General features: G+C 71.5%; 25 protein-coding genes. 15 read left to right on the top strand and 10 right to left on the bottom strand.

The genetic code is table 11. The annotated features are described in order from the left end of the window. Nucleotides 1–53 precede the first annotated feature (53 nt). On the bottom strand, nucleotides 54–296 hold the full coding sequence (locus P2L57_RS14520; protein ID WP_275813925.1) for a hypothetical protein: 243 nt from the start codon (nucleotides 294–296) through the stop codon (nucleotides 54–56). Nucleotides 297–476: 180 nt separating this feature from the next. On the opposite strand from P2L57_RS14520, the gene P2L57_RS14515 reads away from it, so the two are divergent. From P2L57_RS14515 to amaP, 5 genes are read left to right on the top strand one after another with little or no spacing between them, the layout of a single operon-like run. Next, nucleotides 477–980: an Asp23/Gls24 family envelope stress response protein gene (locus tag P2L57_RS14515; protein ID WP_275813922.1), complete on the top strand. Its 504-nt coding sequence runs from the start codon at nucleotides 477–479 to the stop codon at nucleotides 978–980. A gap of 28 nt (nucleotides 981–1,008) precedes the next feature. Beyond that, on the top strand, nucleotides 1,009–1,197 hold the full coding sequence (locus P2L57_RS14510; protein ID WP_275813919.1) for a hypothetical protein: 189 nt from the start codon (nucleotides 1,009–1,011) through the stop codon (nucleotides 1,195–1,197). After that, nucleotides 1,194–1,592, top strand: a complete 399-nt coding sequence (locus P2L57_RS14505; RefSeq protein ID WP_275813917.1) for an Asp23/Gls24 family envelope stress response protein — start codon at nucleotides 1,194–1,196, stop codon at nucleotides 1,590–1,592. Before P2L57_RS14510 ends, P2L57_RS14505 begins: the two co-directional genes overlap by 4 nt. Beyond that, complete coding sequence (locus tag P2L57_RS14500) at nucleotides 1,589–2,266, top strand: DUF6286 domain-containing protein (RefSeq protein ID WP_275813914.1); 678 nt, start codon at nucleotides 1,589–1,591, stop codon at nucleotides 2,264–2,266. The genes P2L57_RS14505 and P2L57_RS14500 overlap by 4 nt, the downstream gene beginning before the upstream one ends. A 6-nt stretch (nucleotides 2,267–2,272) precedes the next feature. After that, nucleotides 2,273–2,869 carry an alkaline shock response membrane anchor protein AmaP gene (gene amaP / locus P2L57_RS14495; protein ID WP_275813911.1) on the top strand — a complete coding sequence of 199 codons (597 nt, stop codon included), beginning with the start codon at nucleotides 2,273–2,275 and terminating at the stop codon, nucleotides 2,867–2,869. Between the two features lie 74 nt (nucleotides 2,870–2,943). Here amaP and P2L57_RS14490 read toward each other — a convergent pair whose 3' ends face one another. The 5 genes from P2L57_RS14490 to P2L57_RS14470 all read right to left on the bottom strand — a co-directional run bounded on the left by P2L57_RS14490 (nucleotide 2,944) and on the right by P2L57_RS14470 (nucleotide 7,672). Continuing rightward, complete coding sequence (locus P2L57_RS14490; RefSeq protein WP_275813909.1) at nucleotides 2,944–4,761, bottom strand: glycoside hydrolase family 15 protein; 1,818 nt, start codon at nucleotides 4,759–4,761, stop codon at nucleotides 2,944–2,946. Between the two features lie 55 nt (nucleotides 4,762–4,816). Further along, complete coding sequence (locus P2L57_RS14485; protein WP_275813906.1) at nucleotides 4,817–5,653, bottom strand: SURF1 family cytochrome oxidase biogenesis protein; 837 nt, start codon at nucleotides 5,651–5,653, stop codon at nucleotides 4,817–4,819. 42 nt (nucleotides 5,654–5,695) lie between these two features. Beyond that, nucleotides 5,696–5,947: a metallothionein gene (locus P2L57_RS14480; protein ID WP_275813903.1), complete on the bottom strand. Its 252-nt coding sequence runs from the start codon at nucleotides 5,945–5,947 to the stop codon at nucleotides 5,696–5,698. A gap of 86 nt (nucleotides 5,948–6,033) precedes the next feature. Further along, nucleotides 6,034–7,014, bottom strand: a complete 981-nt coding sequence (locus P2L57_RS14475; protein ID WP_275813900.1) for a DEDDh family exonuclease — start codon at nucleotides 7,012–7,014, stop codon at nucleotides 6,034–6,036. A gap of 31 nt (nucleotides 7,015–7,045) precedes the next feature. Next, complete coding sequence (locus tag P2L57_RS14470; protein WP_275813897.1) at nucleotides 7,046–7,672, bottom strand: TetR/AcrR family transcriptional regulator; 627 nt, start codon at nucleotides 7,670–7,672, stop codon at nucleotides 7,046–7,048. 102 nt (nucleotides 7,673–7,774) lie between these two features. Between P2L57_RS14470 and P2L57_RS14465 the strand changes: the two genes are divergently transcribed. From P2L57_RS14465 to moaA, 8 genes are all read left to right on the top strand, one after another. Continuing rightward, nucleotides 7,775–8,569, top strand: coding sequence for an acetoacetate decarboxylase family protein (locus tag P2L57_RS14465; RefSeq protein WP_275813894.1), 795 nt, complete (start codon nucleotides 7,775–7,777; stop codon nucleotides 8,567–8,569). Further along, nucleotides 8,569–9,471 (top strand): SDR family NAD(P)-dependent oxidoreductase, encoded by a 903-nt coding sequence (locus P2L57_RS14460; RefSeq protein ID WP_275813891.1) that lies wholly within the window; start codon nucleotides 8,569–8,571, stop codon nucleotides 9,469–9,471. Before P2L57_RS14465 ends, P2L57_RS14460 begins: the two co-directional genes overlap by 1 nt. Beyond that, entirely contained in the window at nucleotides 9,468–10,748 is a 1,281-nt protein-coding gene (locus tag P2L57_RS14455; RefSeq protein ID WP_275813888.1) for an amidohydrolase family protein, read from the top strand. Before P2L57_RS14460 ends, P2L57_RS14455 begins: the two co-directional genes overlap by 4 nt. Next, nucleotides 10,745–11,983: an amidohydrolase family protein gene (locus tag P2L57_RS14450; protein ID WP_275813885.1), complete on the top strand. Its 1,239-nt coding sequence runs from the start codon at nucleotides 10,745–10,747 to the stop codon at nucleotides 11,981–11,983. Before P2L57_RS14455 ends, P2L57_RS14450 begins: the two co-directional genes overlap by 4 nt. Before the next feature lie 129 nt (nucleotides 11,984–12,112). Next, nucleotides 12,113–12,994: a sterol desaturase family protein gene (locus tag P2L57_RS14445; protein ID WP_275813883.1), complete on the top strand. Its 882-nt coding sequence runs from the start codon at nucleotides 12,113–12,115 to the stop codon at nucleotides 12,992–12,994. After that, nucleotides 12,991–13,701 carry a lysoplasmalogenase gene (locus P2L57_RS14440; RefSeq protein WP_275813880.1) on the top strand — a complete coding sequence of 237 codons (711 nt, stop codon included), beginning with the start codon at nucleotides 12,991–12,993 and terminating at the stop codon, nucleotides 13,699–13,701. Before P2L57_RS14445 ends, P2L57_RS14440 begins: the two co-directional genes overlap by 4 nt. A gap of 9 nt (nucleotides 13,702–13,710) precedes the next feature. Continuing rightward, on the top strand, nucleotides 13,711–14,754 hold the full coding sequence (locus P2L57_RS14435) for a zinc-dependent alcohol dehydrogenase family protein (RefSeq protein WP_275813877.1): 1,044 nt from the start codon (nucleotides 13,711–13,713) through the stop codon (nucleotides 14,752–14,754). Between the two features lie 525 nt (nucleotides 14,755–15,279). Beyond that, nucleotides 15,280–16,269 (top strand): GTP 3',8-cyclase MoaA, encoded by a 990-nt coding sequence (gene moaA, locus P2L57_RS14430; protein WP_275813874.1) that lies wholly within the window; start codon nucleotides 15,280–15,282, stop codon nucleotides 16,267–16,269. A gap of 1 nt (nucleotide 16,270) precedes the next feature. Here the strand turns inward: moaA and P2L57_RS14425 are convergent, their stop codons facing one another. The 4 genes from P2L57_RS14425 to P2L57_RS14410 form a co-directional block, all read right to left on the bottom strand. Next, nucleotides 16,271–16,498, bottom strand: coding sequence for a hypothetical protein (locus P2L57_RS14425; protein ID WP_275814603.1), 228 nt, complete (start codon nucleotides 16,496–16,498; stop codon nucleotides 16,271–16,273). Between the two features lie 228 nt (nucleotides 16,499–16,726). Next, nucleotides 16,727–17,113 carry a DUF3099 domain-containing protein gene (locus P2L57_RS14420; protein WP_275814600.1) on the bottom strand — a complete coding sequence of 129 codons (387 nt, stop codon included), beginning with the start codon at nucleotides 17,111–17,113 and terminating at the stop codon, nucleotides 16,727–16,729. A gap of 190 nt (nucleotides 17,114–17,303) precedes the next feature. Further along, on the bottom strand, nucleotides 17,304–18,698 hold the full coding sequence (locus P2L57_RS14415) for a metallopeptidase TldD-related protein (protein WP_275813871.1): 1,395 nt from the start codon (nucleotides 18,696–18,698) through the stop codon (nucleotides 17,304–17,306). Further along, a complete protein-coding gene (locus P2L57_RS14410; protein WP_275813868.1) occupies nucleotides 18,695–20,269 on the bottom strand; it encodes a TldD/PmbA family protein in 1,575 nt (524 codons plus the stop codon). Before P2L57_RS14410 ends, P2L57_RS14415 begins: the two co-directional genes overlap by 4 nt. A gap of 185 nt (nucleotides 20,270–20,454) precedes the next feature. On the opposite strand from P2L57_RS14410, the gene fabG reads away from it, so the two are divergent. Beyond that, nucleotides 20,455–21,174: a 3-oxoacyl-[acyl-carrier-protein] reductase gene (gene fabG, locus P2L57_RS14405; RefSeq protein ID WP_275813865.1), complete on the top strand. Its 720-nt coding sequence runs from the start codon at nucleotides 20,455–20,457 to the stop codon at nucleotides 21,172–21,174. A 5-nt stretch (nucleotides 21,175–21,179) separates the two neighbouring features. Then, nucleotides 21,180–21,941, top strand: a complete 762-nt coding sequence (gene fabI, locus P2L57_RS14400) for an enoyl-ACP reductase FabI (RefSeq protein WP_275813862.1) — start codon at nucleotides 21,180–21,182, stop codon at nucleotides 21,939–21,941. Nucleotides 21,942–22,016 lie beyond the last annotated feature (75 nt).

The following is a 22,016-nucleotide window of genomic DNA, read 5'->3' as shown; positions in this document are numbered from 1 at the left end:
GCCAGCGCCGCCCGTGGCTCATCCGCCGCCCGCAGCGGCTGGTCGCCGGTCGCCTAGAAGTCCGCCTCGATCCGCAGCGGGCCCGGCGGCAGGGCACTGGGCCGTGCGGCGATGTCCGCGCCCGCATCCGGCGACCGGCCGCCCGCGCGCCCGATGCACAGCGCGCCCAGCCGGACGCCGACCATCGCGTCCGCCGCCGTGCGCAGTACACCGGTCGCCGCGCGCTCGGTGATCCACGAGCCGTCCGCCGCCTCTCCCAGCGGCAGCAACCGGCCGATGCCCAGGTGCTCCCGCACCGCGCGAGCCAACCGGTCGGTGGGCGGCGGCGTCTGCTTCCCGGATCTGCGCGCCCGATCGCCTGAATAGCGGCGCGGCCCAGCAAACCCGGCGGCACGGTCGGGTAGGCGCACATAGTCTGGCAGCGGAGCGACCGCCGCGGCCTCCCGACGCTTCCCGACCGGAAGGGATGACGCGCGATGACCGAGATCACACAGCGGAACCACCCGGAAGGCCCTGACGGCGCGGCAGGTGCGGCGAAGAAGACCACGGGGGAGGACAGGCGCTCGCGCGCCGGACAAGGTCTCGGCGACCCGGCCACCCGGGGACGCACCACTATCGCCGACGGCGTCGTGGAGAAGATCGCCGGGCTCGCCGCCCGCGAGGTGATCGGCGTACACGCACTGGGCACCGGCCTCGCCCGCACCCTGGGCACGGTACGGGAGCGGGTGCCCGGCGGCGCCAAGTCGGCGGCCACCCGCGGGGTCAAGGCCGAGGTCGGCGAGGTGCAGACCGCGATCGACCTGGACATCGTGGTCGACTACGGCGTCTCCATCGTCGAAGTCGCCCGCGCCGTAAGGGAGAACGTGATCGCCGCCGTCGAGCGGATGACCAGCCTTGAGGTCGTCGAGGTCAACATCGCGGTCTGCGATGTGAAGCTGCCCGACGAGGAGGACGAAGAGCCGGGACCGAGGCTGCAGTGATCACGCGGGTGACGACGAGGAGCGAACGATGAGCAGGGCCGTAGTGGGCATGGCCGCCGGAATGGCGCTCGGCTTCGCCGGGTACTTCGGCGGATTCCCTGCCTTCCTACTGGTGGCGGCGCTCGGCGCGGTCGGGTTCGTGGCCGGGCGGTTCCTTGACGGCGATCTGGAGGCCGGGGACTTCTTCCGGCCGCGCGAGCACCACCGCCGCCGATGAGGGCCGACCCGCCCGCCGTGCTGGTACCGGCCGCCGAGCGCGGGAGGCTCCGGATCGCCGACCGGGTGGTCGCGAAGATCGCGGCGCAGGCCGCCCGTGAGGCGCTGGGCGAGGCGCCGCAGGCGCACCGGGTGCCCGGCGACCGGGTGCCGCACGTCTCGGTGTCGGTGCGCCCGGCCGCCGTGCGGGAGAGCGGTAGGCGACTGGCCACGGTCAGGCTCTCGGTGGAGCTCGGCTACCCGGTGGACGTCCGCTCGGTGTGCGCCGCGGTCCGCCGGCGGGTGGTCGAGAAGGTGGGCGCGCTGACGGACATGGACGTCCCCGAGGTCTCGGTGGCGGTCGAGCGGCTGCACTCGGCGGCCATGGGGCGCGCGGAGCAGGGGAGGACGACATGACGGACCCCGGATCCGAACACCGGCCCGGCGGCGAGCAGGACGACGGCACGACGCGACGGCTGCCGACCGTCGACCCCGGCGCACCCCTCGGGTTCGAGTCGCAGCCGCCGCCGGTCGTGCCCGCACCGGTCGGTCGCGCCCGGCGGTTCTGGTCGGCCCGGCGGGTACCGTCCGCGATCACCGCGCTGCTCGCCCTCGCCGTGTCCGGCTCGGTCCTCTACGACGTGACGGCGGTACGGGCCGGACGCCAGGGGATGACCTGGCGCGGCAGGCTCGCCGAGGAACTGGCCACCCGGCCGCTGCGGGACCACTGGGTGATCACCGGCGCCGCGATCGCCGCGCTGCTGGGCCTGTGGTTGATCGTCCTGGCGCTGACTCCGGGACTGCGCTCGCTGCTGCCGATGCGCCCGGCCGCCGCCGAGGTACGCGCCGCCCTGGACCGCCGGGCGGCCGGTCTGCTGGTACGGGACCGGGTGCTCCAGGTGTCCGGCGTACGGTCGGTGCGGGTCTCCGTCTCCCCGCGCTCGATCAAGGTCCGCGCCGATGCGCACTTCCGTGATCTGGACGACGTACGGCAGGACGTGGCCGCCACGCTGCGGGAGGCGGTGCGCTCGCTGGGCCTGGACCGGCGGCCCGTGCTGTCGCTGACCGTACGGCGGGCGGGAAGGGGGTGACCGGCAGTGCGGACCCGGGTGAACCGGACGCTGTTGTTCCTGATCGGACTGATCCTGCTGGCGGTCGGCTGCGCGGTGCTGATCGGCGGGCTCGACCTCCCGCGCCACTGGGGCTTCTCGCTGCCCTCCTGGTGGCCGTACCGGGGGCCGCACGATGTGCTGCTCAGCGCGAACGCCCGCACCCGGTACCGGAAGGACAGCTGGTGGTGGCCGGTGGTCATCGGGGTGCTCGCGGTGCTGGCGGTCGCCGCGCTGTTCTGGCTGCTGGCGCAGTTCCGGGACCGCAGGCTCGGCCAGGTGCTGGTGCACAGCGATGACGACGGCGACGTGGTGCTGCGTGGCCGCGCGATGGAGCGGGCCCTGGCCGCCGATGCCGCGGAACTGCCCGGGGTGCTCGGCGCGGAGGTACTGCTGACCGGCGGCCGTACCCGCCCCAGGGCGGGTGTGCGGTTGCAGCTCGACCGGCATGCCAGACCGGCCGGGGTGGTGTCGGATCTCGGTGGGCGAGTGCTCGCCGAAGCCCGTGCCTCGACGGGCCTCACCGAGTTTCCGGCCGTGGCGCGGTTGCGGGTCGAGCGCCATCGCGCCCGCCGCGTGGAGTAGGTGACGGAAGGTCAGAATCCGTGCTGGTGGCCGCCGTCGACCGGGACCATGATGCCGGTCAGATTGGCGGCGAACTACGCGGGGCCGCGGCCGGGTCGACGGCCGGATGCCGTACCGGTGAGCGCCATCGCCGTGTTGACCAGGGCGATGTGGCTGAACGCCTGCGGGAAGTTGCCGAGCTGGCGCCCGGCGACCGGATCCCACTCCTCGGCGAGCAGCCCCACATCGTTGCGCAGCGCCAGCAGCTGCTCGAACAGCTCGGCCGCGTCCTTGCGCCGCCCGGTCGCGGCGAGCGCGTCGGCGAGCCAGAACGAGCAGGCCAGGAAGGCCCCTTCGGAGCCCGGTAGACCGTCCACGGAATCCTTCGCGCTCTCGTCCAGCGAGTAGCGGCGGATGAAGCCGTCGTGCGCCAGTTCGTCGCGTACCGCGTCGATGGTGCCGACCACCCGTGGATCGGTCGCGGGGAGAAAGCCGATCTGCGGGATCAGCAAGGTGGCGGCGTCCAGCGCGGTGGAGCCGTACGACTGGGTGAAGGTGTTGCGGTCCGGGTCGTAGCCCTTCTCGCACACCTCGCGGTGCACCTCGTCGCGCATCGCCCGCCAGCGGTTGACGTCGCCGCGCAGCTGCGGGTTGGCCTCGACCGCCCGCACCATGCGGTCCGCCGCGACCCAGGCCATCACCTTGGAGTGCACGAAGTGCCGGCGCGGGCCGCGGACCTCCCACAGCCCCTCGTCGGGTTCCCGCCAGTTGGATTCCAGGAAGTCCATCAGCAGGCGCTGGATGTTCCAGGCGTGCTTCTTGTCCGGTAGGCCGTAGACCCTGGCCAGGTGCAGCGAGTCCAGGACCTCGCCGTACACGTCCAGTTGGAGCTGGTCGACCGCCGCGTTGCCGACCCGTACCGGGGCCGAGCCCTCGTAGCCGGGCAGCCAGGGCACCTCGAACTCCGGCAGCCGCCGCTCGCCGCCCAGCCCGTACATGATCTGCAGGTCGGCGGCGTCACCGGCGACCGCGCGCAGCAGCCAGTCCCGCCACTCGGCCGCCTCCTTGAGGTAGCCGCTCTCGACCAGCGCGCCGAGGGTCAGCGTCGAGTCGCGCAGCCAGCAGAAGCGGTAGTCCCAGTTGCGCACCCCGCCGATCTCCTCGGGCAGCGATGTGGTGGGCGCCGCCACGATGCCGCCGGTGGGGGCGTAGCTCAGCCCCTTGAGGGTGATCAGCGACCGCAGCACGGCATCGCGCCACGGTCCGGCATAGGTGCACCGATCGGCCCATTTATGCCAGTCCCGCACGCTTTGGGCTAGTGCCTTGTACGGGTCGATCGGTCTGGGCGGCGACTCGTGCGAGGGCTGCCAGGACAGGACGAACGCGACATTCTCCCCCGCGGAGACGGTGAACTCGGAGTGGGTGGCGTAGTCCTTGCCGTAGGTGTCCACCTCGGGAACGCTGCGAAACCACACCGCGTCCGGACCGGCGACCGCCACACGCGTTCCGTCGGTCCGCCGCACCCAGGGGACGACCCGTCCGTAGTCGAAGCGCAGCCGCAATCTGCTGTGCATCCGCACCGTGCCCGAGACACCCTCGACGATCCGGACGACCTCAGGGGTGCGGTCCCGCTGCGGCATGAAGTCGATCACCTTGACGGTGCCGGACGCCGTCTCCCAGACGCTCTCCAGGACCAGGGTGTCCTCACGGTACGAACGGCGGGTGCAGTGCTCGCCGTTCTTCGACGGGGACAGCCGCCAGTGCCCGTTGTCCTGGTCGCCGAGCAGCCGGGCGAAGCAGGCCCCGGAGTCGAACCGCGGCAGACACAGCCAGTCGATCGAGCCGTCCTTGCCGACCAGCGCCGCGGTCTGCAGATCGCCGATCAGCGCGTAGTCCTCGATACGTCCAGCCACGGTGCCGCCTTCCGGGTGTCGGATCTCGTCGGATCGTCTCTGGCGTATGCCCGGTTCAGGCGCCCGCAGCCGCTTCCGTCTTCTCGACCGTCGCCGGGGCCTGCGCCTTCTCCCGGGCGCGCAGTCGGTCCCTGCGCTCGCGCCGGACCAGGATGAACCAGCCCACCGGGAGCATCACCACGAACAGCCACCACTGCCAGGCGTATGCGAGGTGCGGGGGGCTGTACCACCCGGCGCTGGCGCCGGGCGTCGGAGCCGGGACCAGCTCGGGCTGGTCGCCGGACGGCTTGGGGGAGGTGCCGGTCAGCTCGATGTAGCCGCCGAGCAGCGGCTCGGACACCGAATTGGGCAGCTTCGAGCTGTTGATCAGCATGATCTGCCGGGCGGGCAGCCCGGCCTTGTCACGAATGCTGGTGCTGGCGGTGGTCTCGTCCGGCCGGATCCGGCCGGTGACCGTGATCTCGCCGGACGGCGTGGCCGGGACCGGCGGGAACGAGACACCGTCGCCGTACTGCGGGGACGGGATCCAACCCCGGTTGACCAGGACGGCCTTGCCGTCGCTCATCACCAGCGGGGTGACGAGGTAGTACCCGATGGTGGCACCGTCCGAGGAGGTGCGGTGCCGTACCACGACCTGACGCGCCGGGTCGTAGTGCCCCTTGGCCGTCACGCTGCGGAAGTTGTCCTGCGAGGCGACCTCGGCGCCCGCCGCGGTCAGCTTCTCCACGGGCACGACGGGAGCGGCCAGGCTCCGGGCGATCACGGAGTTCTGCGCGGCCTGGCTCTCATGCCGGTGCATTTGCCACAGCCCGAGCTCCACCATGGTGGGCATCAGGACCAGGCAGACGAGGGTGAGGATCACCCATTGCCTTGACAGCAGGAAGCGGTACACCCCACGACGGTACAACTCCGTCGTGGGGTGATCACCGTGGGGTCATGCCATGGGCGCGCCCACCCGGTCGACGATGCCCTGGACCCCCTCGGCCTTGGCGCAGTGTGCGCTGCAGAACTGGCGGCCGTTGGCCTCGACGCCGTGGCCGACGACCTGTACCCGGCAGTGTTCGCAGACTGGCGCCATGCGGTGGATGGCGCACTCGAAGCAGTCGAAGACATGCACCGCGCCGCCCTGCGCATGCACCTCGAACGTCATGGAATAGTCGTTTCCGCAGACCTCGCAATGTCCCATGCGGTCAGAGTGCGGGGCGCCGCGCCGCGCGGACAACGCTGTGCCTGGCGGGTCGCGGTGACTCCGCCCGTACGGCCTACCGCCGCTCACCCCTCGGCCGGGGCCACTTCCCGGAGCAGTTCCCGGAACCGCGCCTCGTCCACCACCGGGGTGCCGAACCGCCGCGCGTTGGCCACCTTTCCCGCGGGAGAGCCGGGGTCGTTGGTGACCAGCAGACTGGTCAGCCGGGAGACGCTGGAGGCCACATGCAGCCCCGCCTCGGTGGCCCGGTCCTCCAACAGCTCGCGGTCGACGGCCGTATCACCCGAGAAGGCGACCCGCATTCCCTGTATCAGCGGCCCGCCCGGCAGCAGCCGGCCCGGGTTGGGGTACGGGCACGGCGGCCGCTTGCGTGAGTGCCGCCAACTGGTGGGCGGGTAACCGGCCGAGCGGAGCGGCCCACCACGCGGCGACCACTCGGTGAGCGGCCGGCAGGCGTGCAGCGGGAGCGGCAGCCCGGCGGCCGCCGCCAGATGCAGGCTCGGCCGGAACGCCTCGGCCAGCACCCGCGCGTCATCGAGGGCGTGGTGCGCCTGCCGCTGTATCACGCCGTAGTGCGCGGCGAGGGATTCCAGCTTGTGGTTGGGCAGCGGCAGCCGCAGCTGCTTGGAGAGCATGATGGTGCACAACCGCTGCTCGACCGGGGCGCGGTGGTCGGCCCGGGCGTACTCGCGGGCCAGCATCGACCAGTCGAAGACGGCGTTGTGGGCCACCAGCACCCGGCCGGAGAGCCGTTCGGCCAGTTCGTCGGCGATCTCCCGGAACAGCGGGGCGTCGGCGAGCACCTCGCTGGTCAGCCCGTGGATCCACACCGGGCCCGGGTCGCGCTGGGGATTGACCGGCGAGTACCAGTGGTCCTGGACGGCGCCCTGCGCGTCCAGGCGGTAGACGGCCGCCGACACTATCCGGTCGTCGCGGCCCAGCCCGGTGGTCTCCACGTCCACCACCGCGTACCCGTCCGGGTAGCCGGTGGGCCACGGGGACGGGAGCTCGGTCAAGACCGCGCGGTCCGTTCGGTTCTCCAGCATGGTCATTGAGGATAGGGGGCGGCACCGACAGTCATTGACCGAGCAGGGCGTTCACCAGTGCGCGGGTGGCGGTCAGATAGAGCCGCTCCGAGTTGGGCGGCGCCGCCAGGGCGCGGGCGAGCGCCGGGTCCTGGTCCGCGCGCTGAGCCGTCCACAGATCCCCTTCCGCCGGGTGCTGTACGGGCGAGCGCTCGCGGTTGCGCTCGACCAGCACGAAGCCGATGACATGGAACTCGATGGCCCGCACCGCCTCGGCGGCGCGTGCGCCGCGCAGTCCCGCCGCATGCACCTCGTGGACCAGCGCCTGCTGGGCGGGCAGGAACATCAGCTCGGTCAGGCCGCGTTCGTGCACCATCGCGATCAGATGCGGGCGCTCGCGCAGCATCCTGCGCTGGGCGCGGGCGATGGAGACCACCCGCTGCGCCGGGGTGCGGCCGCTGGGGGTGATGGCGCCCATCTCCCGCACGGTGCGCGTCACCAGCTCCTCCAGCAGGGTCTCGCGATTCCCCACATGCCAGTAGATCGAGGTGACCGCCGTGCCCAGCTCGGCGGCGAGCTTGCGCATCGTCAGCGCTTCCGGGCCGTGTTGTGCAACGAGGTTGGCGGCGGCGTCCAGGACATCCTCGCGGGTCAAGGCGGTGCGCTGCGATCTCGGCATGATCGGCCCTCAATTTCGTTACGTGCACGGCTCTTTACCCTTCAAGGCTGCCGTTGTAACCCAGTTACAGACGTCGGTACCGCGAACGAAGGGCGATACGTGATGGCACGCGTACGGTACGGCCCGCGTGACGAGGCCGAGATCACAGCGGCGCGGGCGGCGGGCGCCGCGCTCCCCGACATCTGGTCGACGGGCGTGACGGCGCTGTGGGAGACCGATGCCGACGTGGTGGCGCAGGTGCTGCCGCCACCGCTGAAGCCGGGGGAGCGGCCGCTGGTTCGGGTCAGCATCAGCCAAGTCGACCTGTTCGGACACCCGTTGGGCGCAGGATCGGTCGCGGTCGCCGCCCGGCACGGTGCCGTCGACGGCTGGTACCCGCTGGTCATGCCGATGACCACGGAGCGTGCGCTGATCGGCGGGCGCGAGGTGTTCGGCGAGCCGAAGAAGCTCGGCGAGGTCTCGGTGCGGCGCGAGGGCCCGCGGGTGTCCGCGGAACTCGTCCGGCACGGCGTCGCGTTCGTCCAGGTCGACGGCACCGTGACCGGCGTGTTGCCGGTGCCGGGGACGTCGGAGAAGACCGACTTCTACTTCAAGTTCCTGCCCGCCGTGGACGGCGGCGGTCTGGAGGGCGACGCGTTCCTGGTGCACTGCACCCGGCGCGAGCGGATCCGCGAACTGACCGCGGTCACCGGGCGCGTGGTGCTGCGGGAGTCGGCGTACGACCCGGTCGCCGACCTGGTCGTGCGCGAACTCGTCGAGATCACCGTCGGCGAGAAGTCCAGCGACCAGTCGGGCCGGGTGGCAGAACGGGTCGGCGCACGCTCCCTGCTGCCGTACATCCACCAGCGCTATGACGATGTGGCGCAGATCCTCGACGCCCCGCCGCGGGAGGCGTGATGGAACTGCGGGCCGGACAGGTCGCGGTGGTCACCGGAGCGGCGAGCGGCATCGGATGGGCCATGGTACGGCGGTTCGCCGCCGAGGGGCTGCGGGTGGTGCTCGCCGACGTGGAGGAGGACGCGCTGGCCAAGGCGGTGGCCGCGGTGCGCGAAACAGGCGCGGAGGTCCTCGGCCAACTCACCGACGTGGGTGAGCCGGACTCGGTCACCGCACTCGCCGAGGCGGCGTACACGGCCTACGGCGCCGTGCATGTGCTGTGCAACAACGCGGGGGTCGGCTCCGGCGCCGAGGGCCGGATGTGGGAGCACGACCCCAGGGACTGGCAGTGGGCCTTCGCGGTCAACGTGTGGGGCGTCTTCCATGGCGTACAGGCCTTCGTGCCCCGGATGCTGGCCGCCGGGCAGCCGGGCCATGTGGTCAACACCTCGTCGACGGACGGCGGTGTGGCACCGCTGCCCAGCGCCTCGGTGTACGCCGTCACCAAGGCGGCCGTGGTCACCATGACCGAGTCGCTCTACGCCCACCTGCGGGCGGAATCCGCGCCCATCGGTGCCTCCGTCCTCTTCCCCGGCCCGCACATGCTGCGTACCGGACTGTGGGAGTCGCACCGCAACCGCCCCGCCAGATACGCCAAGTCCCGCCCGCGGCGCACCCCTTACCGCACCCTCGCGCAATGGGAGGCGGCGATGCGGGAAGCCGGACACGAGGTGGAGTTCACCCCCGTCGAGCAGGTCGCGGAACTGGTGGTGGACGGCATCCGGGCGGACCGCTTCTGGCTGCTCCCGGCCAGCGAACGCAGCGACGCGCAGATCCGCGCGCGGGCGCAGTCGATGCTGGACCGCGCCAACCCGGCCTATCTCGAACGCTTCGTCCTGGACCGAGGTGAGGAGCACCGATGACGGATCGCTATCTGATCGTCTCCTCCGACTGCCACGCGGGTCTGCCCACCGAGGAGTACCGGCCGTATCTGGAGTCGAGGTTCCACCGCGCCTTCGACGACTTCCTGGCGCAGCGCGACGCGCGCCGTGCGGCGATGACCCGGCTCGGGGTACGGAACGAGGCGTTCGCCGCACAGTGGTTCCAGGACAACGCCGAGGGGCTGCGCGGCGGTTGGGACAGTGCGCAGCGCGACAAGGAACTGGACGGCGACGGAGTGGCCGCCGAGGTCGTCTTCCCGGACGCGGACGCCGTGGACAGCGCGACCGCCGCGCCCTTCGGCGTCGGCCTCGGGCTGTCCGGCGACCACGACCCGGAACTCGGCATGGCGGGCGCGCGGGCCCACAACCGCTGGCTGGTCGAGTTCTGCGCGCTCAACCCGCTACGCCGCTGCGGTGTGGCCCTGCTGCCGATCACCGGCGAGACCGACCAGGTCGTCGCGGAGATCCGGCGGGCCAAGGAGACAGGTCTCGGGGCCCTGATGATCCCCGCCATGTGGGGAGGCAACCCGCCCTACCACGACCGGCGTTATGACCCGGTATGGGCGGAGGCCGAGGCGCTGCGGATGCCGGTCGTCACCCATTCCGGCACCGCCCCGCGCCATGAGTACGGCGACCATCTGGGCATCTTCGTCAGCGAGGTCACCTGGTGGCCGGCGCGCCCGTTGTGGTTCCTGCTGTGGTCCGGGGTGTTCGAACGCTTTCCCGGGCTGCGGTTCGGGGTGGCCGAGTCCGGCTGCTGGTGGCTGCCCAATCTGCTGTGGTTCATGGACCGGCTCTACCTCGGGGCGCACGGCGGCAAGAAGCTCTCGCCATTCGCCGAGTTGCGGCAGGCACCCAGCGCGTACCTGGACCGCAACGTCTTCATCTGCGCGACCAACACCAAACGCCGGGAACTGGCGCACCGGTACGAGATCGGGGTGGACAACATCCTGTGGGGCAGCGACTTCCCGCACCCTGAGGGCACCTGGCCCAGCACCCGGGAGTGGCTGAGGAACACCTTCCACGACATCCCGGTGTCAGAGGCACGGCGCATGCTGGGTCTCGCGGCACTCGACGTCTTCGGGTTCGACGCCGAGGCGTTGCGGCCCGTCGCGGCCCGCATCGGGCCGCTGCCACGGGAGTTGGGGCAGCCGGAGGACCAGACGGCGGTCGAGCGGTCATGGGCGCGCGCCCGGGAGACCGGCCGCCACTGGCTCACCGGAGACGACTTCCCGTACCTGGGAAAGGAGGAGGCGTGACCGAGCGGTACACGGTGATCTCGGCGGACTGCCATGCCGGGGCCGATCTGCTGGACTACCGGCCGTATCTGGCGTCCCGGCACCATGAGGCGTTCGACGCCTGGGCGGCCACCTACGTCAATCCGTGGGAGGACCTGGCGGCGCCCGAGGCGGAGCGCAACTGGGACTCCGACCGGCGGCTGGCGGAGCTGGAAGGGGACGGCATCGTCGCCGAGGTCGTCTTCCCCAACACCGTCCCGCCGTTCTTCCCCAGCGGTTCACTGGTCGCCCCGGCGCCCACCCGCGAGGAGTTCGTACTGCGCTGGGCCGGGTTGCGGGCGCACAACCGCTGGCTCGCGGACTTCTGCGCCCAGGCCCCCGGCCGGCGCGCCGGAGTCGCCCAGATCCTGCTGAACGACGTGGACGAAGCGGTACAAGAGGTGCGATGGGCCAAGGAGGCCGGACTGACCGGGGGAGTGCTGCTGCCCGGCGTCCCCCCGGGCGCGGGGCTGCCGGAGCTGCACTCCAGGGTGTACGACCCGCTCTGGGCGGTGTGCGACGAGCTGGCGGTACCGGTCAACCACCATGCCGGATCGGCGTCTCCGCCGCTCGGCGACGAACCCGCCGCGCGGGCCGTCTTCATGGTCGAGACGACCTGGTTCTCGCACCGGGCGCTGTGGCACCTGGCGTTCGGCGGAGCGTTCCAGCGCCACCCGGGGCTGCGGTTGGTCCTGACCGAGCAGGGCTCGGCCTGGATACCCGGAGTGCTGGACATGCTGGAGTACTACCACGGGCGGCTGGTCGCGGCCGTCGCACCGGGCACGGCGAAGGCGGCGACCGCGGAGGCCAAGTTCGGTGCCGGGCTTGCCGGTTCGATGGGAAAGGGCCCGAAGGCGGTCTGGCGGGACCACTGCTTCGTCGGCGCGAGCTTCATGCGGCGCCATGAGGCGCTGCTGCGGGACCGGATAGGGCTGGACAAGGTGATGTGGGGCAGCGACTACCCGCACGACGAGGGCACCTGTCCGTACAGCAGGGAGGCGCTGCGGACCGCTTACGCCGGGCTGCCGCAGAAGGAGATCGCGTCAATGGTGGGCGGCAACGCGGCGCGCGTCTACGGCTTCGACCTGGCGCTGCTCGACCCGATCGCCGCCCGGGTCGGCCCGACGGCCGCCGAGTTGGCCGAGCCGCTGCCGGCGCCGCCCCCGGACGCGACCAGCCCGGTCTTCGCGGCCGGGGGCGGGGCGCGGGTCTGGTGAACGGGGGCGCGGCCGGGCGGTTTGGGACGCTGATCTGGTGAAGTGCGTCCGGCGTGATCGTTACCTTCGGTAGTACTAGTCGGTAACAACCCCTAGCGCAGGTGGCATGGGCGCTCTTATGGTGCGCCCATGCCGCAACTGCCCGATCCCGTGCTGTGGTCGATACCGGCCTTCCTGCTGCTGACCATCCTGGAGGTGGTCAGCTACCGCATCCATCCCGACGAGGACGCCGCCGGATACACGGCCAAGGACACCGCGACCAGCCTGTCGATGGGGCTGGGCAGCCTGCTCTTCGACGCCACGTGGAAGATCCCGATCGTCGCGATCTACACCGCCGTGTACGAACTGACACCCCTGCGGGTGCCGGTGCTGTGGTGGACCATCCCGCTGATGCTGCTCGCGCAGGACTTCTTCTACTACTGGTCGCACCGCGGACACCATGTCGTCCGGATCCTGTGGGCCTGCCACGTCGTGCACCACTCCAGCCGCAACTTCAACCTGTCCACCGCACTGCGCCAGCCGTGGACCACACTCACCGTCTGGCCGTTCTACCTGCCGATGATCGCCTGCGGAGTGCATCCGGCCGCCCTCGCCTTCTGCTCGTCCGCCAACCTGGTCTACCAGTTCTGGGTGCACACCGAGCGGATCGGCAAGCTGCCGCGGCCGGTTGAGTTCGTCCTGAACACCCCGTCCCACCACCGGGTGCACCACGCCTCCCAAGGCGGCTACCTGGACCGCAACTTCGGCGGAATCCTGATCATCTGGGACCGGCTGTTCGGCTCGTTCGTCCCGGAGGTCGAGCCGCCGGTGTACGGCCTCACCAAGAACATCCTCACCCACAACCCGCTGCGGGTCGCCACCCACGAGTACGCGGCCATCGCCCAGGACCTCGCCGCCGCCCGCACCTGGCGCGACCGGGTGGGCCATCTGCTGCGCGGACCCGGCTGGCGGCCGCCGGTGCGCGAGACCGACGGCGCGACAGCGGTACCGGCGCGGGAACCCGCCGCGTGAGGACAGCCGGCCGCGACCGTACGGCCCGATGGCTGCTCGGCGGCTTCCTGGCGCTGTCCGCGGTGCACCTCGCCGGACAACTCGCCGGTGGCGGACTGCTCGCCCAGCTGACCAAGCCCGCGCTGATGCCGGTGCTCGCCGCCTGGAGCGCGGCGCGCGGCGGGCCCCGGTCGCTGGTCGTGGCGCTGCTGTTCGGCTGCGGCGGCGACACGCTGCTCATGCTGGGCGGCAACGGCCCGTTCCTCGCCGGCATGGGGTGCTTCGCCGCCGGGCACGTGGTCTACATCACGGCGTTCGCCCGCCGGGGAGGCCTCGCAGCCGGGCGCCGCACCCGGGCGGCCGCCGTCCTCTACGGGCTGGGCTGGGCGACCAGCCTTGTGACGCTCGGTCCTTCACTGGGCGCGCTGCGCTGGCCGGTCGCCGGGTACAGCCTGCTGCTGTCGACGATGGCACTGAGCGCGGCGGGGCTGTCGGTCCACACCTGCGCGGGCGGCGCGCTGTTCCTGCTCTCCGACAGCCTGATCGCCGCCGGTCTGGCCCACTGGCCGCAGCTGCCGCGACCGGAATTCTGGATCATGCTCACCTACCTCGGCGGCCAGTACCTGCTGGCCACCGGACTGGTGGCGGCACGGGACGTGGTCCCCCGCGGCGGGAATGCCCCGCCGCGGGCCCACGTTGAAGCGCGGGTACCCCCTGTACAGCGATAAGGACCACGCATGCGCGCGACCGTCATCCACGCCCCGAACGACATACGCGTCGAGGAGGTGCCCGATCCCGTCATCCAGCGCTCGGATGACGCGGTGGTGCGCGTGCTGCGCGCCTGCATCTGCGGCAGCGACCTGTGGGCATACCGGGGCGAGTCCGCGCGCGAGGCCGGACAGCGAATCGGCCATGAATTCCTGGGAGTTGTGGAGGAGACCGGCTCCGAGGTCTCCGGGCTCCGGGCGGGCGACCTGGTCGTCGCCCCCTTCGTCTGGTCCGACGGCGCGTGCGAGTACTGCGCCGAGGGCCTGACGACCTCGTGCCCGGCCGGTGGCTTCTGGGGCACGCCGGGCTCGGACGGCGGCCAGGGCGAGTACGTACGGGTGCCGTTCGCCGACGCCACCCTCGTCGCCCTGCCCTCGGACGCGACGAGCGACGACCGGCTGCTGTCCGCGCTGCTGACCCTCTCCGACGTGCTCGGTACCGGTCATCACGCGGCGGTCGGCGCGGGCGTGCGGCCCGGAGCCACCGTGGCGGTGGTCGGTGACGGCGCGGTCGGCCTGTGCGGTGTGGTGGCGGCGAAGCGGCTCGGCGCGGAGCGGATCATCGCACTCGGCCGCCACACCGACCGCACCGACCTGGCCAGGACGTTCGGCGCCACCGATGTGGTCGCCGAGCGCGGTGAGGCGGCCGTCGAGGCGGTGCGCGAGCTGACCGGGGGACAGGGCGCCCACTCGGTGATCGAGGCGGTCGGCACCGAGCAGTCGATGCGTACCGCTGTCGGCATCGCCCGCGACGGCGGCGCGATCGGCTACGTCGGCGTGCCGCACGGCAGCGGCACCGGACTGGACCTGGGCGTGATGTTCGGGCGCAACATCGCCCTGCGCGGCGGCATCGCCCCGGTGCGCACCTACATCCCGGAACTGCTCCCCGACGTACTGAGCGGGGCGATCGACCCGTCGCCGGTGTTCGACCTCGCCGTAGGCCTCGACGGCGTCCCGGACGGCTACCGCGCGATGGACGAGCGCAAGGCCCTGAAGGTCCTGGTCCGGCCCTGACGCATCACGGTCGTCGTCGGGATCGTCGAACGCTGCGCCGCCCTTGAACCCGTCGCCGCGACGACGAGCGGCCCCCGCCGCGCGGACCGGCGGTCCGAACCACCCGTGAGGATCCGCCGTGACGGAGTCAGCGCGTGCCCCGCAGCGTCTCGATGCTCAGCAGCGGTATGGCCACCCGCGGCCCGTACCACCGGCCGGGTACCGGCGGTACGGGCCTGCGGGGCGCGGCCGGGGCCACGGGAGCGGCCAGCCGTACGGTCCCGTACGGTCGTTTGCCCGGCCCTGGCGGTGGGGTGCTCGGCGACGCGCTCACGCCCTGTAGAACGAACCGGAGCGATACCGGTACCGGCTTGTCACCCGCACTGTCGCAGCGCCTCTGGGCTGCGCCGGGGACGCCGCGCAGGCCCCTGTGCCGCGACGGATTCAACAATCTGTTGCAAACGGCCGGCCGTCACGTACCCTGACTGTCGATCTAGGCTTGATGCCAGGGGCGCACTCCGTGCCCAGGAGGGGAGGAGCGCCATCGTGCTGCTCGACACCTACGGCCGGGTCGCCACCGACCTGCGGGTCTCACTCACTGACCGGTGCAACCTGCGCTGCACGTACTGCATGCCGGAAGAGGGCCTGCAGTGGCTGGCCAAGCCCGAGTTGCTCACCGACGACGAGATCGTCCGGCTGGTCCGGATCGCGGTCACCGAACTGGGCATCACCGAGGTCCGCTTCACCGGCGGCGAACCGCTGCTCAGGCCCGGCGTCGTCGGGATCGTCGAACGCTGCGCCGCCCTTGAACCCCGCCCCCAGCTGTCCCTCACCACCAACGGCATCGGGCTGGCCAGAACCGCCGAGGCACTGCGCGACGCGGGCCTGGACCGGGTGAACGTCTCTCTGGACACCCTGCGGCCCGAGGTCTTCCAGCGGCTCACCCGGCGCAAGCGGCACGATGACGTCATCGCGGGCCTGCGGGCCGCACGGGACGCGGGACTCACCCCGGTCAAGATCAACAGCGTGCTGATGCGCGGGCTCAACGACGACGAGGCACCCGCCCTGCTCGCCTGGGCCCTGGAGAACGACTACGAGCTGCGCTTCATAGAGCAGATGCCACTCGATGCCCAACACGGCTGGCAGCGCGCCAACATGGTGACCGCGGAGGAGATCCTGCGGCAGCTGACCGCACACTTCACCCTGGCCCCCGAGGAGTCCTCGGTGCGCGGCTCCGCCCCCGCCGAGCGCTGGCTCGTCAACGGCGGACCGGCCAAGGTCGGCGTGATCGCCTCGGTCACCCGGCCGTTCTGCCGAGCCTGCGACCGCACCCGGCTCACCGCCGACGGCCAGGTCCGCAACTGCCTGTTCGCCCGCGAGGAGAGCGACCTGCGGACCGCGTTGCGCTCCGGCGAGCCCGACTCGCGCCTGGCGGAGCTGTGGCGTGCCGCCATGTGGGGCAAGAAAGCCGGATCCGGCCTGGACGACCCGTCGTTCCTCCAGCCGCAGCGCCCGATGTCGGCGATCGGCGGCTAGCTCAGACGTCTTCCGGGAAGTCCCAGTCCTGGATCTTCACCACGTCCTTGAGGAAGCCCCGCATCCCGAGGAACGACGCCAGATGCTCGCGGTGCTCCTCGCATGCCAGCCAGGTCTTGCGACGGTCAGGGGTGTGGATCTTCGGGTTGTTCCATGCGATGACCCACACCGCCTCCGCCCGGCATCCCTTGGCCGAACAGATCGGTGTCTCGGCCGCGACGTGGTCCATGGTCTTCCGCACTCTCAAAACACACTGTGAACTCACCGCGAACACCGGGGTGTTCGCCGGAAAAGAGAACGACGCCGGGCAGCCACGGGGGGAGCCGCCCGGCGTCGGTCCGTCGCTCCGACGGGGGATGCGGAGCGCCTACGAAGTATGTCACGCACCCACCCCGCCACGGCACCGGAACGGCGTGATTGATCTGAGCTTTTCTTGAGCTTCGCGGAAGCGCGCAGGTCAGCTCGTCCGCTCCCGCCGGGGCTCCTCACCGGGTTCCGCCCCGGCCGCTGGCTCGGACTTCTCCGGGGCCTTCGCGTCCTGTCCCGCGCCCCGCTCCAGCATCGGATGCGGCGGCTGAGGCACGAACGCGGACGGTAGCGACGGCGCGTTCTCCCGCCCCGCATTGGCGATAACCACCGCGATATACGGCAGCACCCCACCGAGGACCAGCGCGATCGCGGCCAGCACCGTCTGCACATGCCACAGGCAGATGGCGAGCAGGAAACAGACAGTGCGGACCGACATCGAGATCACATAGCGGCGCTGCCGCCCCTTGACGTCTTCGGTCAGCCCGGCACGAGCCCCCGTGATCCGGAAGACCCCGGCACTGCTGTGGTTCCGCATCACGTTCCACCACCTGTTGGATATGCCGGAATCTCCCCTGTCCGGACACTTCACACGTTACGCTGCGGCTGCGCTTGCTACGAGACTGGGGCTGACCCGTTCGTGGCGTCTGAACTGCGCCGAACGGATGACCGCCGCCCCCGGCAAGCCGACGACCCGGCCCGGGCCGCCCGTCTGCGGGGCCCGGACCTCACACTCCCTGGCTGACCGAACTCATGTTGAAGTCCGGCACGCGCAGGGCGGGGGCCGCGGCGCGCGGGAAGTAGTCGGCCCACTCCCGTGGGAGCGTGCGCTCGGTGCGCCCGGCCTCCGTCGCCCGGCCGAGTATGTCCACCGGCGACTCGTTGAAGCGGAAGTTGTTGACCACCGCCGTGACCTCGCCGTTCTCCACCAGGTAGACACCGTCCCGGGTCAACCCGGTCAGCAGCAGGGTCGCCGGATCCACCTCGCGGATGTACCACAGGCAGGTCAGCAGCAGTCCCCGCTCGGTCCCGGCGACCAGTTCGTCCAGCGACTTCGTCCCACCGGCGTCCAGGACCAGGTTGTCCACCGCGGGAGCCACCGGCAGCCCGGTCAGCGCCGCCGCGTGCCGGGTGGCGACCAGCCGGTCCAGCACCCCGTCGCGCACCCACTCGGTACGCTCCAGCGGCAGCCCGTTGTCGAAGACCGACACATCGTCACCCGAGGCATGCGCCAGCACGAAGGGCGCCGTCTCCAGCCCCGGCTCCCGCGGATCGCTGTACAGCGTGACCGGCAGCTCGGTGAGCTTCTCGCCCACCCGCGTACCACCGCCCGGCTTGCTGAAGACCGTACGGCCCTCGGCGGCGTCCCGGGCACCCGACGACCACATCTGGTAGACGAGCAGATCGGCCGCCGCGGTCGGCGGCAGCAGCGTCTCGTACCGCCCGGCCGGAAGCTCCACCCGGCGGCCCGCCCACTCCAGTCGGCGCGCCAGCCCGGCGTCCAGCGCCGCCGGATCGACATCCGTGAAGTCCCGGGTGGCCGCCCCGGCCCAGGCCGAGCGGGTGCCGTCCGGCGACTTGGCGTTGAGCTCCAGCGTCCCGGTCGGCTGGTCATGGCGCAGCCGCAGCCCGGTGGAGCTGCCCAGGTAGCTGGAGACCACCGAGTGGTACGCGAAGCCGTACAGCTCACGCCCGCCCGCCCGAGCCGTCGCGAACGACTCACCCAGCGCGGGGGCGAACGACGCGAACACCTCGGACGAGGTCTCGGCGGGCGCGTCGGTGAAGTCGCAGGCCGCAGCGAGCTCGCTGACCAGCGGCTGGGCGTCCTCCGCCGGGCCCGCGTCGCGTGCCGCCGCCTCCGCCGCCCGGACCAGCGGCTCCAACTCCCCGGCGGTGACCGCGGACCGGGAGACCACACCGGAGGCGGTGCCCTGCGCGCCGTCGACGGTGGCGATGACGGTCAGGGTGCGGCCGCGCGTGACGCCGTTCGTGGTGAGCGCGTTGCGTGCCCAGCGCAGATTGGCGCTCGACTCCTCATCGGCGATGACAACGCACCCGTCGGCCCTGGACAACTCCAGGGCGCGCTCGACGATTTCATGCGGAGCGGTCTGCCGGGCGCTCATCGGCCTGCCTCCTGCGCGGTGTTGAGGATGGTGACGCCGCGGAACAGCGCCGAAGGGCAGCCGTGGCTGACCGCCGCGACCTGAGCGGGCTGTGCCTTACCGCAGTTGACCGCGCCGCCCAGGACGTACGTCTGCGGTCCGCCGACCGCCTCCATCGATCCCCAGAAGTCGGTGGTGGTCGCCTGGTAGGCGAAGTCACGTACCTGCCCGGCGAGTTGACCGTTCTCGATGCGGAACGCCCGCTGCGCGGTGAACTGGAAGTTGTAGCGCTGCTGATCGATGGACCATGACCGGTCACCGACCAGGTACAACCCGCGCTCCACGGCGCCGATCAGCTCCCGGGTCGACGGGCCGCCCGCCGCGGGGCGCAGCGAGACGTTCGCCATCCGCTGCACCGGCACATGCGAGGGCGAGTCGGCGTAGGCGCAGCCGTTGGAGCGCTCGAAGCCGCACCGCTTGGCGATGCGCCGGTCCAACTGGTAGCCGACCAGGGTGCCGTCCCTGACCAGGTCCCAGGACTGCCCGGCCACGCCCTCGTCGTCGTACCCGATGGTCGCCAGGCCGTGCTCGGCGGTGCGGTCACCGGTCACGTGCATGACCTCGGAGCCGTACTTCAGCGAACCCAACTTGTCGAAGGTGGCGAACGAGGTGCCCGCGTACGCCGCCTCGTAGCCCAGCGCGCGGTCCAGCTCGGTGGCGTGTCCGATCGACTCGTGGATCGTCAGCCACAGATTCGACGGATCGATGACCAGGTCGTACGTCCCGGCCTGGACGCCCGGCGCGCGCATCTTCTCGGCCAGCAGCGAGGGGATCTCGGCCAGTTCGGCGTCCCAGTCCCACCCGGTGCCGGTCAGGTACTCCCAACCGCGGCCGACCGGCGGCGCCAGGGTCCGCATCGAGTCGAACTCACCGGACTCGGGGTCCACCGCGACCGCCGTCAACTCGGGGTGCAGCCGCACCCGCTGCTGGGTGGTCGTGGTCCCCGCGGTGTCGGCATAGAACTTGTTCTCCTGAACGGCCAGCAGCGAGGCGTCCGCGTGCGACACCCCCTCGGCGGCCAGCAGGCGGCCGCTCCACTCGGCCAGCAGCGCGATCTTGTCCTTGTCCGGCACGTGGAACGGGTTGATCTCGTACGACGACACCCAGGTGCGGTCCGCGTGTACCGGTTCGGCGGCCAGCTCCACCCGCCCGCCCGTCTCCCACCACCGCCCCTCCGGGGAAGCGCTGCGCGGGCCCTGCTCTTCGGAACCCGCCGCGGCGGTCACCTTCGCCGACAGCTTCGCCATCGCCACCGCCTGGCCCGCCACCCTGGCCGCCGCGTCCATCGTCAGCTCGACACCGGACGCGAAGCCCCACGCCCCGCCGTGCACGACCCGTACCGCATACCCCGTGTCGGTGGTGTCGGAGGAGCTGGACAGCCTGGCGTCGCGCAGCCGCCAGGCCGCGTCGCGCACCCGCTCGAACCGGAAGTCCGCGTGCTCGGCGCCCAGCGCCCGGGCGCGAGCCAGCGCCGCGTCGGCCAACGCCCGTAGCGGCAGTGCCACAAACGACTCGTCGATGTCCTGGGGCACGACGGCTCCCCCTTCTCGTGACGTCCTCGCAGTGAATCATGCCCCTGTGACAATCGGCGGGCAGCCTGAATCTGTAGGGACCCGACAGTGACGGCCGCCAGCCCCTGTGGGAGGCCGATTCTCCGTAGCGGTCGCGCGACCGATAGTTTCGTAGCGCACAGACGACCAAACGAAAGGGTGGGCCGTTGAGCCGCTCGGTTCTCGTCACCGGAGGTAATCGGGGCATCGGCCTCGCCATCGCCCGTGCCTTCGCGGAGGCAGGAGACAAGGTCGCGATCACCTACCGGTCCGGCGAGCCACCGGCCGACCTCAGCGAGCTGGGCGTCCTCGCGGTGCGGTGCGACATCACCGACCCGGAGCAGGTCGAGCAGGCTTACAAGGAGGTCGAGGACAAGCACGGCGCGGTCGAGGTGCTGGTGGCCAACGCCGGTGTGACCCGCGACCAGTTGCTGCTGCGGATGTCCGAGGAGGACTTCACCTCCGTCGTCGACACCAACCTCACCGGCACCTTCCGGGTCGTCAAGCGGGCCGCGCGCGGCATGCTGCGCGCCCGCAAGGGCCGCATCGTGCTGATCTCCTCCGTGGTCGGACTGCTCGGTTCGGCGGGCCAGGCCAACTACGCCGCCTCCAAGGCCGGTCTGGTGGGCTTCGCTCGCTCACTCGCTCGTGAGCTGGGCTCCCGCAACATCACCGTCAATGTCGTCGCCCCCGGCTTCGTCGACACCGACATGACCCGCGCGCTCACGGACGAGCAGCGGGCGGCGATCCTTGGCGGGGTCCCGCTGGGCCGCTACGCACAGCCTGAGGAGATCGCCGCCTCGGTGCGCTTCCTGTCCTCCGAGGACGCCGCATACATCACCGGAGCCGTCATTCCTGTCGACGGCGGATTGGGCATGGGTCACTGATCGCTATGAGTGGAATCCTCGCTGGCAAGCGCATCCTCGTCACGGGTGTTCTGACCGAGTCCTCGATCGCCTTCCAGGCGGCGAAGGTGGCACAGGAGGAGGGCGCCGAGGTCATTCTCACCGGCTTCGGCCGGCTCTCCCTCGTGGAGCGCATCGCCAAGCGGCTGCCCAAGCCCGCCCCGGTCATCGAGCTCGACGTGACCAACCAGGAGCAGCTCGACGGACTCGCCGACAAGGTGCGCGAGCACGTCGACGGCCTGGACGGCATCGTCCACTCCATCGCCTTCGGCCCGCAGGGCGCCTTCAACTTCCTGGAGGCGACCTGGGAGGACGTCTCCACCGCCGTGCACGTCTCCGCGTACTCCCTCAAGTCGCTGACCATGGCCTGTCTGCCGCTGATGCCGCGCGGCGGCTCGGTCGTCGGCCTGACCTTCGACGCGCAGATCGCCTGGCCGAAGTACGACTGGATGGGCGTGGCCAAGGCGGCCCTGGAGTCGACCAACCGCTACCTGGCCCGTGACCTCGGTGCCAAGAACGTGCGCTGCAACCTGATCTCGGCCGGCCCGATCAAGTCGATGGCCGCCAAGTCCATCCCGGGCTTCGAGGAGCTCGCGGACGTGTGGAACCACCGCGCCCCGATCGGCTGGGACCTGGCCGACCCGGAGCCCGCCGGCCGCGGTGTCGTCGGCCTGCTGTCGGACTTCTTCCCCAAGACGACCGGCGAGATCGTGCACGTGGACGGCGGCGTGCACATGATGGGCGCCTGACGGCGACGGCTTACCGGAGCCCCGGTTCCGCCTTCGGGCGGGCCGGGGCTCCAGCCGTACGGACACCGAACGGCC

Source organism: Streptantibioticus ferralitis, from assembly GCF_029223525.1.
GTDB lineage: Bacteria > Actinomycetota > Actinomycetes > Streptomycetales > Streptomycetaceae > Streptantibioticus_A > Streptantibioticus_A ferralitis.
This window is presented reverse-complemented; position numbering and strand designations above follow the sequence as displayed.

What these genes read in the sequence shown, in the direction of transcription:
- P2L57_RS14420 (WP_275814600.1), bottom strand. Translation starts at nt 17,113, where the DNA reads ATGCGGAACCACAGCAGTGCCGGGGTCTTCCGGATCACGGGGGCTCGT.
- P2L57_RS14470 (WP_275813897.1), bottom strand. Translation starts at nt 7,672, where the DNA reads ATGCCGAGATCGCAGCGCACCGCCTTGACCCGCGAGGATGTCCTGGAC.
- P2L57_RS14510 (WP_275813919.1), top strand. Translation starts at nt 1,009, where the DNA reads ATGAGCAGGGCCGTAGTGGGCATGGCCGCCGGAATGGCGCTCGGCTTC.
- P2L57_RS14465 (WP_275813894.1), top strand. Translation starts at nt 7,775, where the DNA reads ATGGCACGCGTACGGTACGGCCCGCGTGACGAGGCCGAGATCACAGCG.
- P2L57_RS14480 (WP_275813903.1), bottom strand. Translation starts at nt 5,947, where the DNA reads ATGGGACATTGCGAGGTCTGCGGAAACGACTATTCCATGACGTTCGAG.
- P2L57_RS14455 (WP_275813888.1), top strand. Translation starts at nt 9,468, where the DNA reads ATGACGGATCGCTATCTGATCGTCTCCTCCGACTGCCACGCGGGTCTG.
- P2L57_RS14500 (WP_275813914.1), top strand. Translation starts at nt 1,589, where the DNA reads ATGACGGACCCCGGATCCGAACACCGGCCCGGCGGCGAGCAGGACGAC.
- P2L57_RS14445 (WP_275813883.1), top strand. Translation starts at nt 12,113, where the DNA reads ATGCCGCAACTGCCCGATCCCGTGCTGTGGTCGATACCGGCCTTCCTG.
- P2L57_RS14515 (WP_275813922.1), top strand. Translation starts at nt 477, where the DNA reads ATGACCGAGATCACACAGCGGAACCACCCGGAAGGCCCTGACGGCGCG.
- P2L57_RS14475 (WP_275813900.1), bottom strand. Translation starts at nt 7,014, where the DNA reads ATGCTGGAGAACCGAACGGACCGCGCGGTCTTGACCGAGCTCCCGTCC.
- fabI (WP_275813862.1), top strand. Translation starts at nt 21,180, where the DNA reads ATGAGTGGAATCCTCGCTGGCAAGCGCATCCTCGTCACGGGTGTTCTG.
- P2L57_RS14435 (WP_275813877.1), top strand. Translation starts at nt 13,711, where the DNA reads ATGCGCGCGACCGTCATCCACGCCCCGAACGACATACGCGTCGAGGAG.
- P2L57_RS14460 (WP_275813891.1), top strand. Translation starts at nt 8,569, where the DNA reads ATGGAACTGCGGGCCGGACAGGTCGCGGTGGTCACCGGAGCGGCGAGC.
- P2L57_RS14425 (WP_275814603.1), bottom strand. Translation starts at nt 16,498, where the DNA reads ATGGACCACGTCGCGGCCGAGACACCGATCTGTTCGGCCAAGGGATGC.
- P2L57_RS14415 (WP_275813871.1), bottom strand. Translation starts at nt 18,698, where the DNA reads ATGAGCGCCCGGCAGACCGCTCCGCATGAAATCGTCGAGCGCGCCCTG.
- P2L57_RS14505 (WP_275813917.1), top strand. Translation starts at nt 1,194, where the DNA reads ATGAGGGCCGACCCGCCCGCCGTGCTGGTACCGGCCGCCGAGCGCGGG.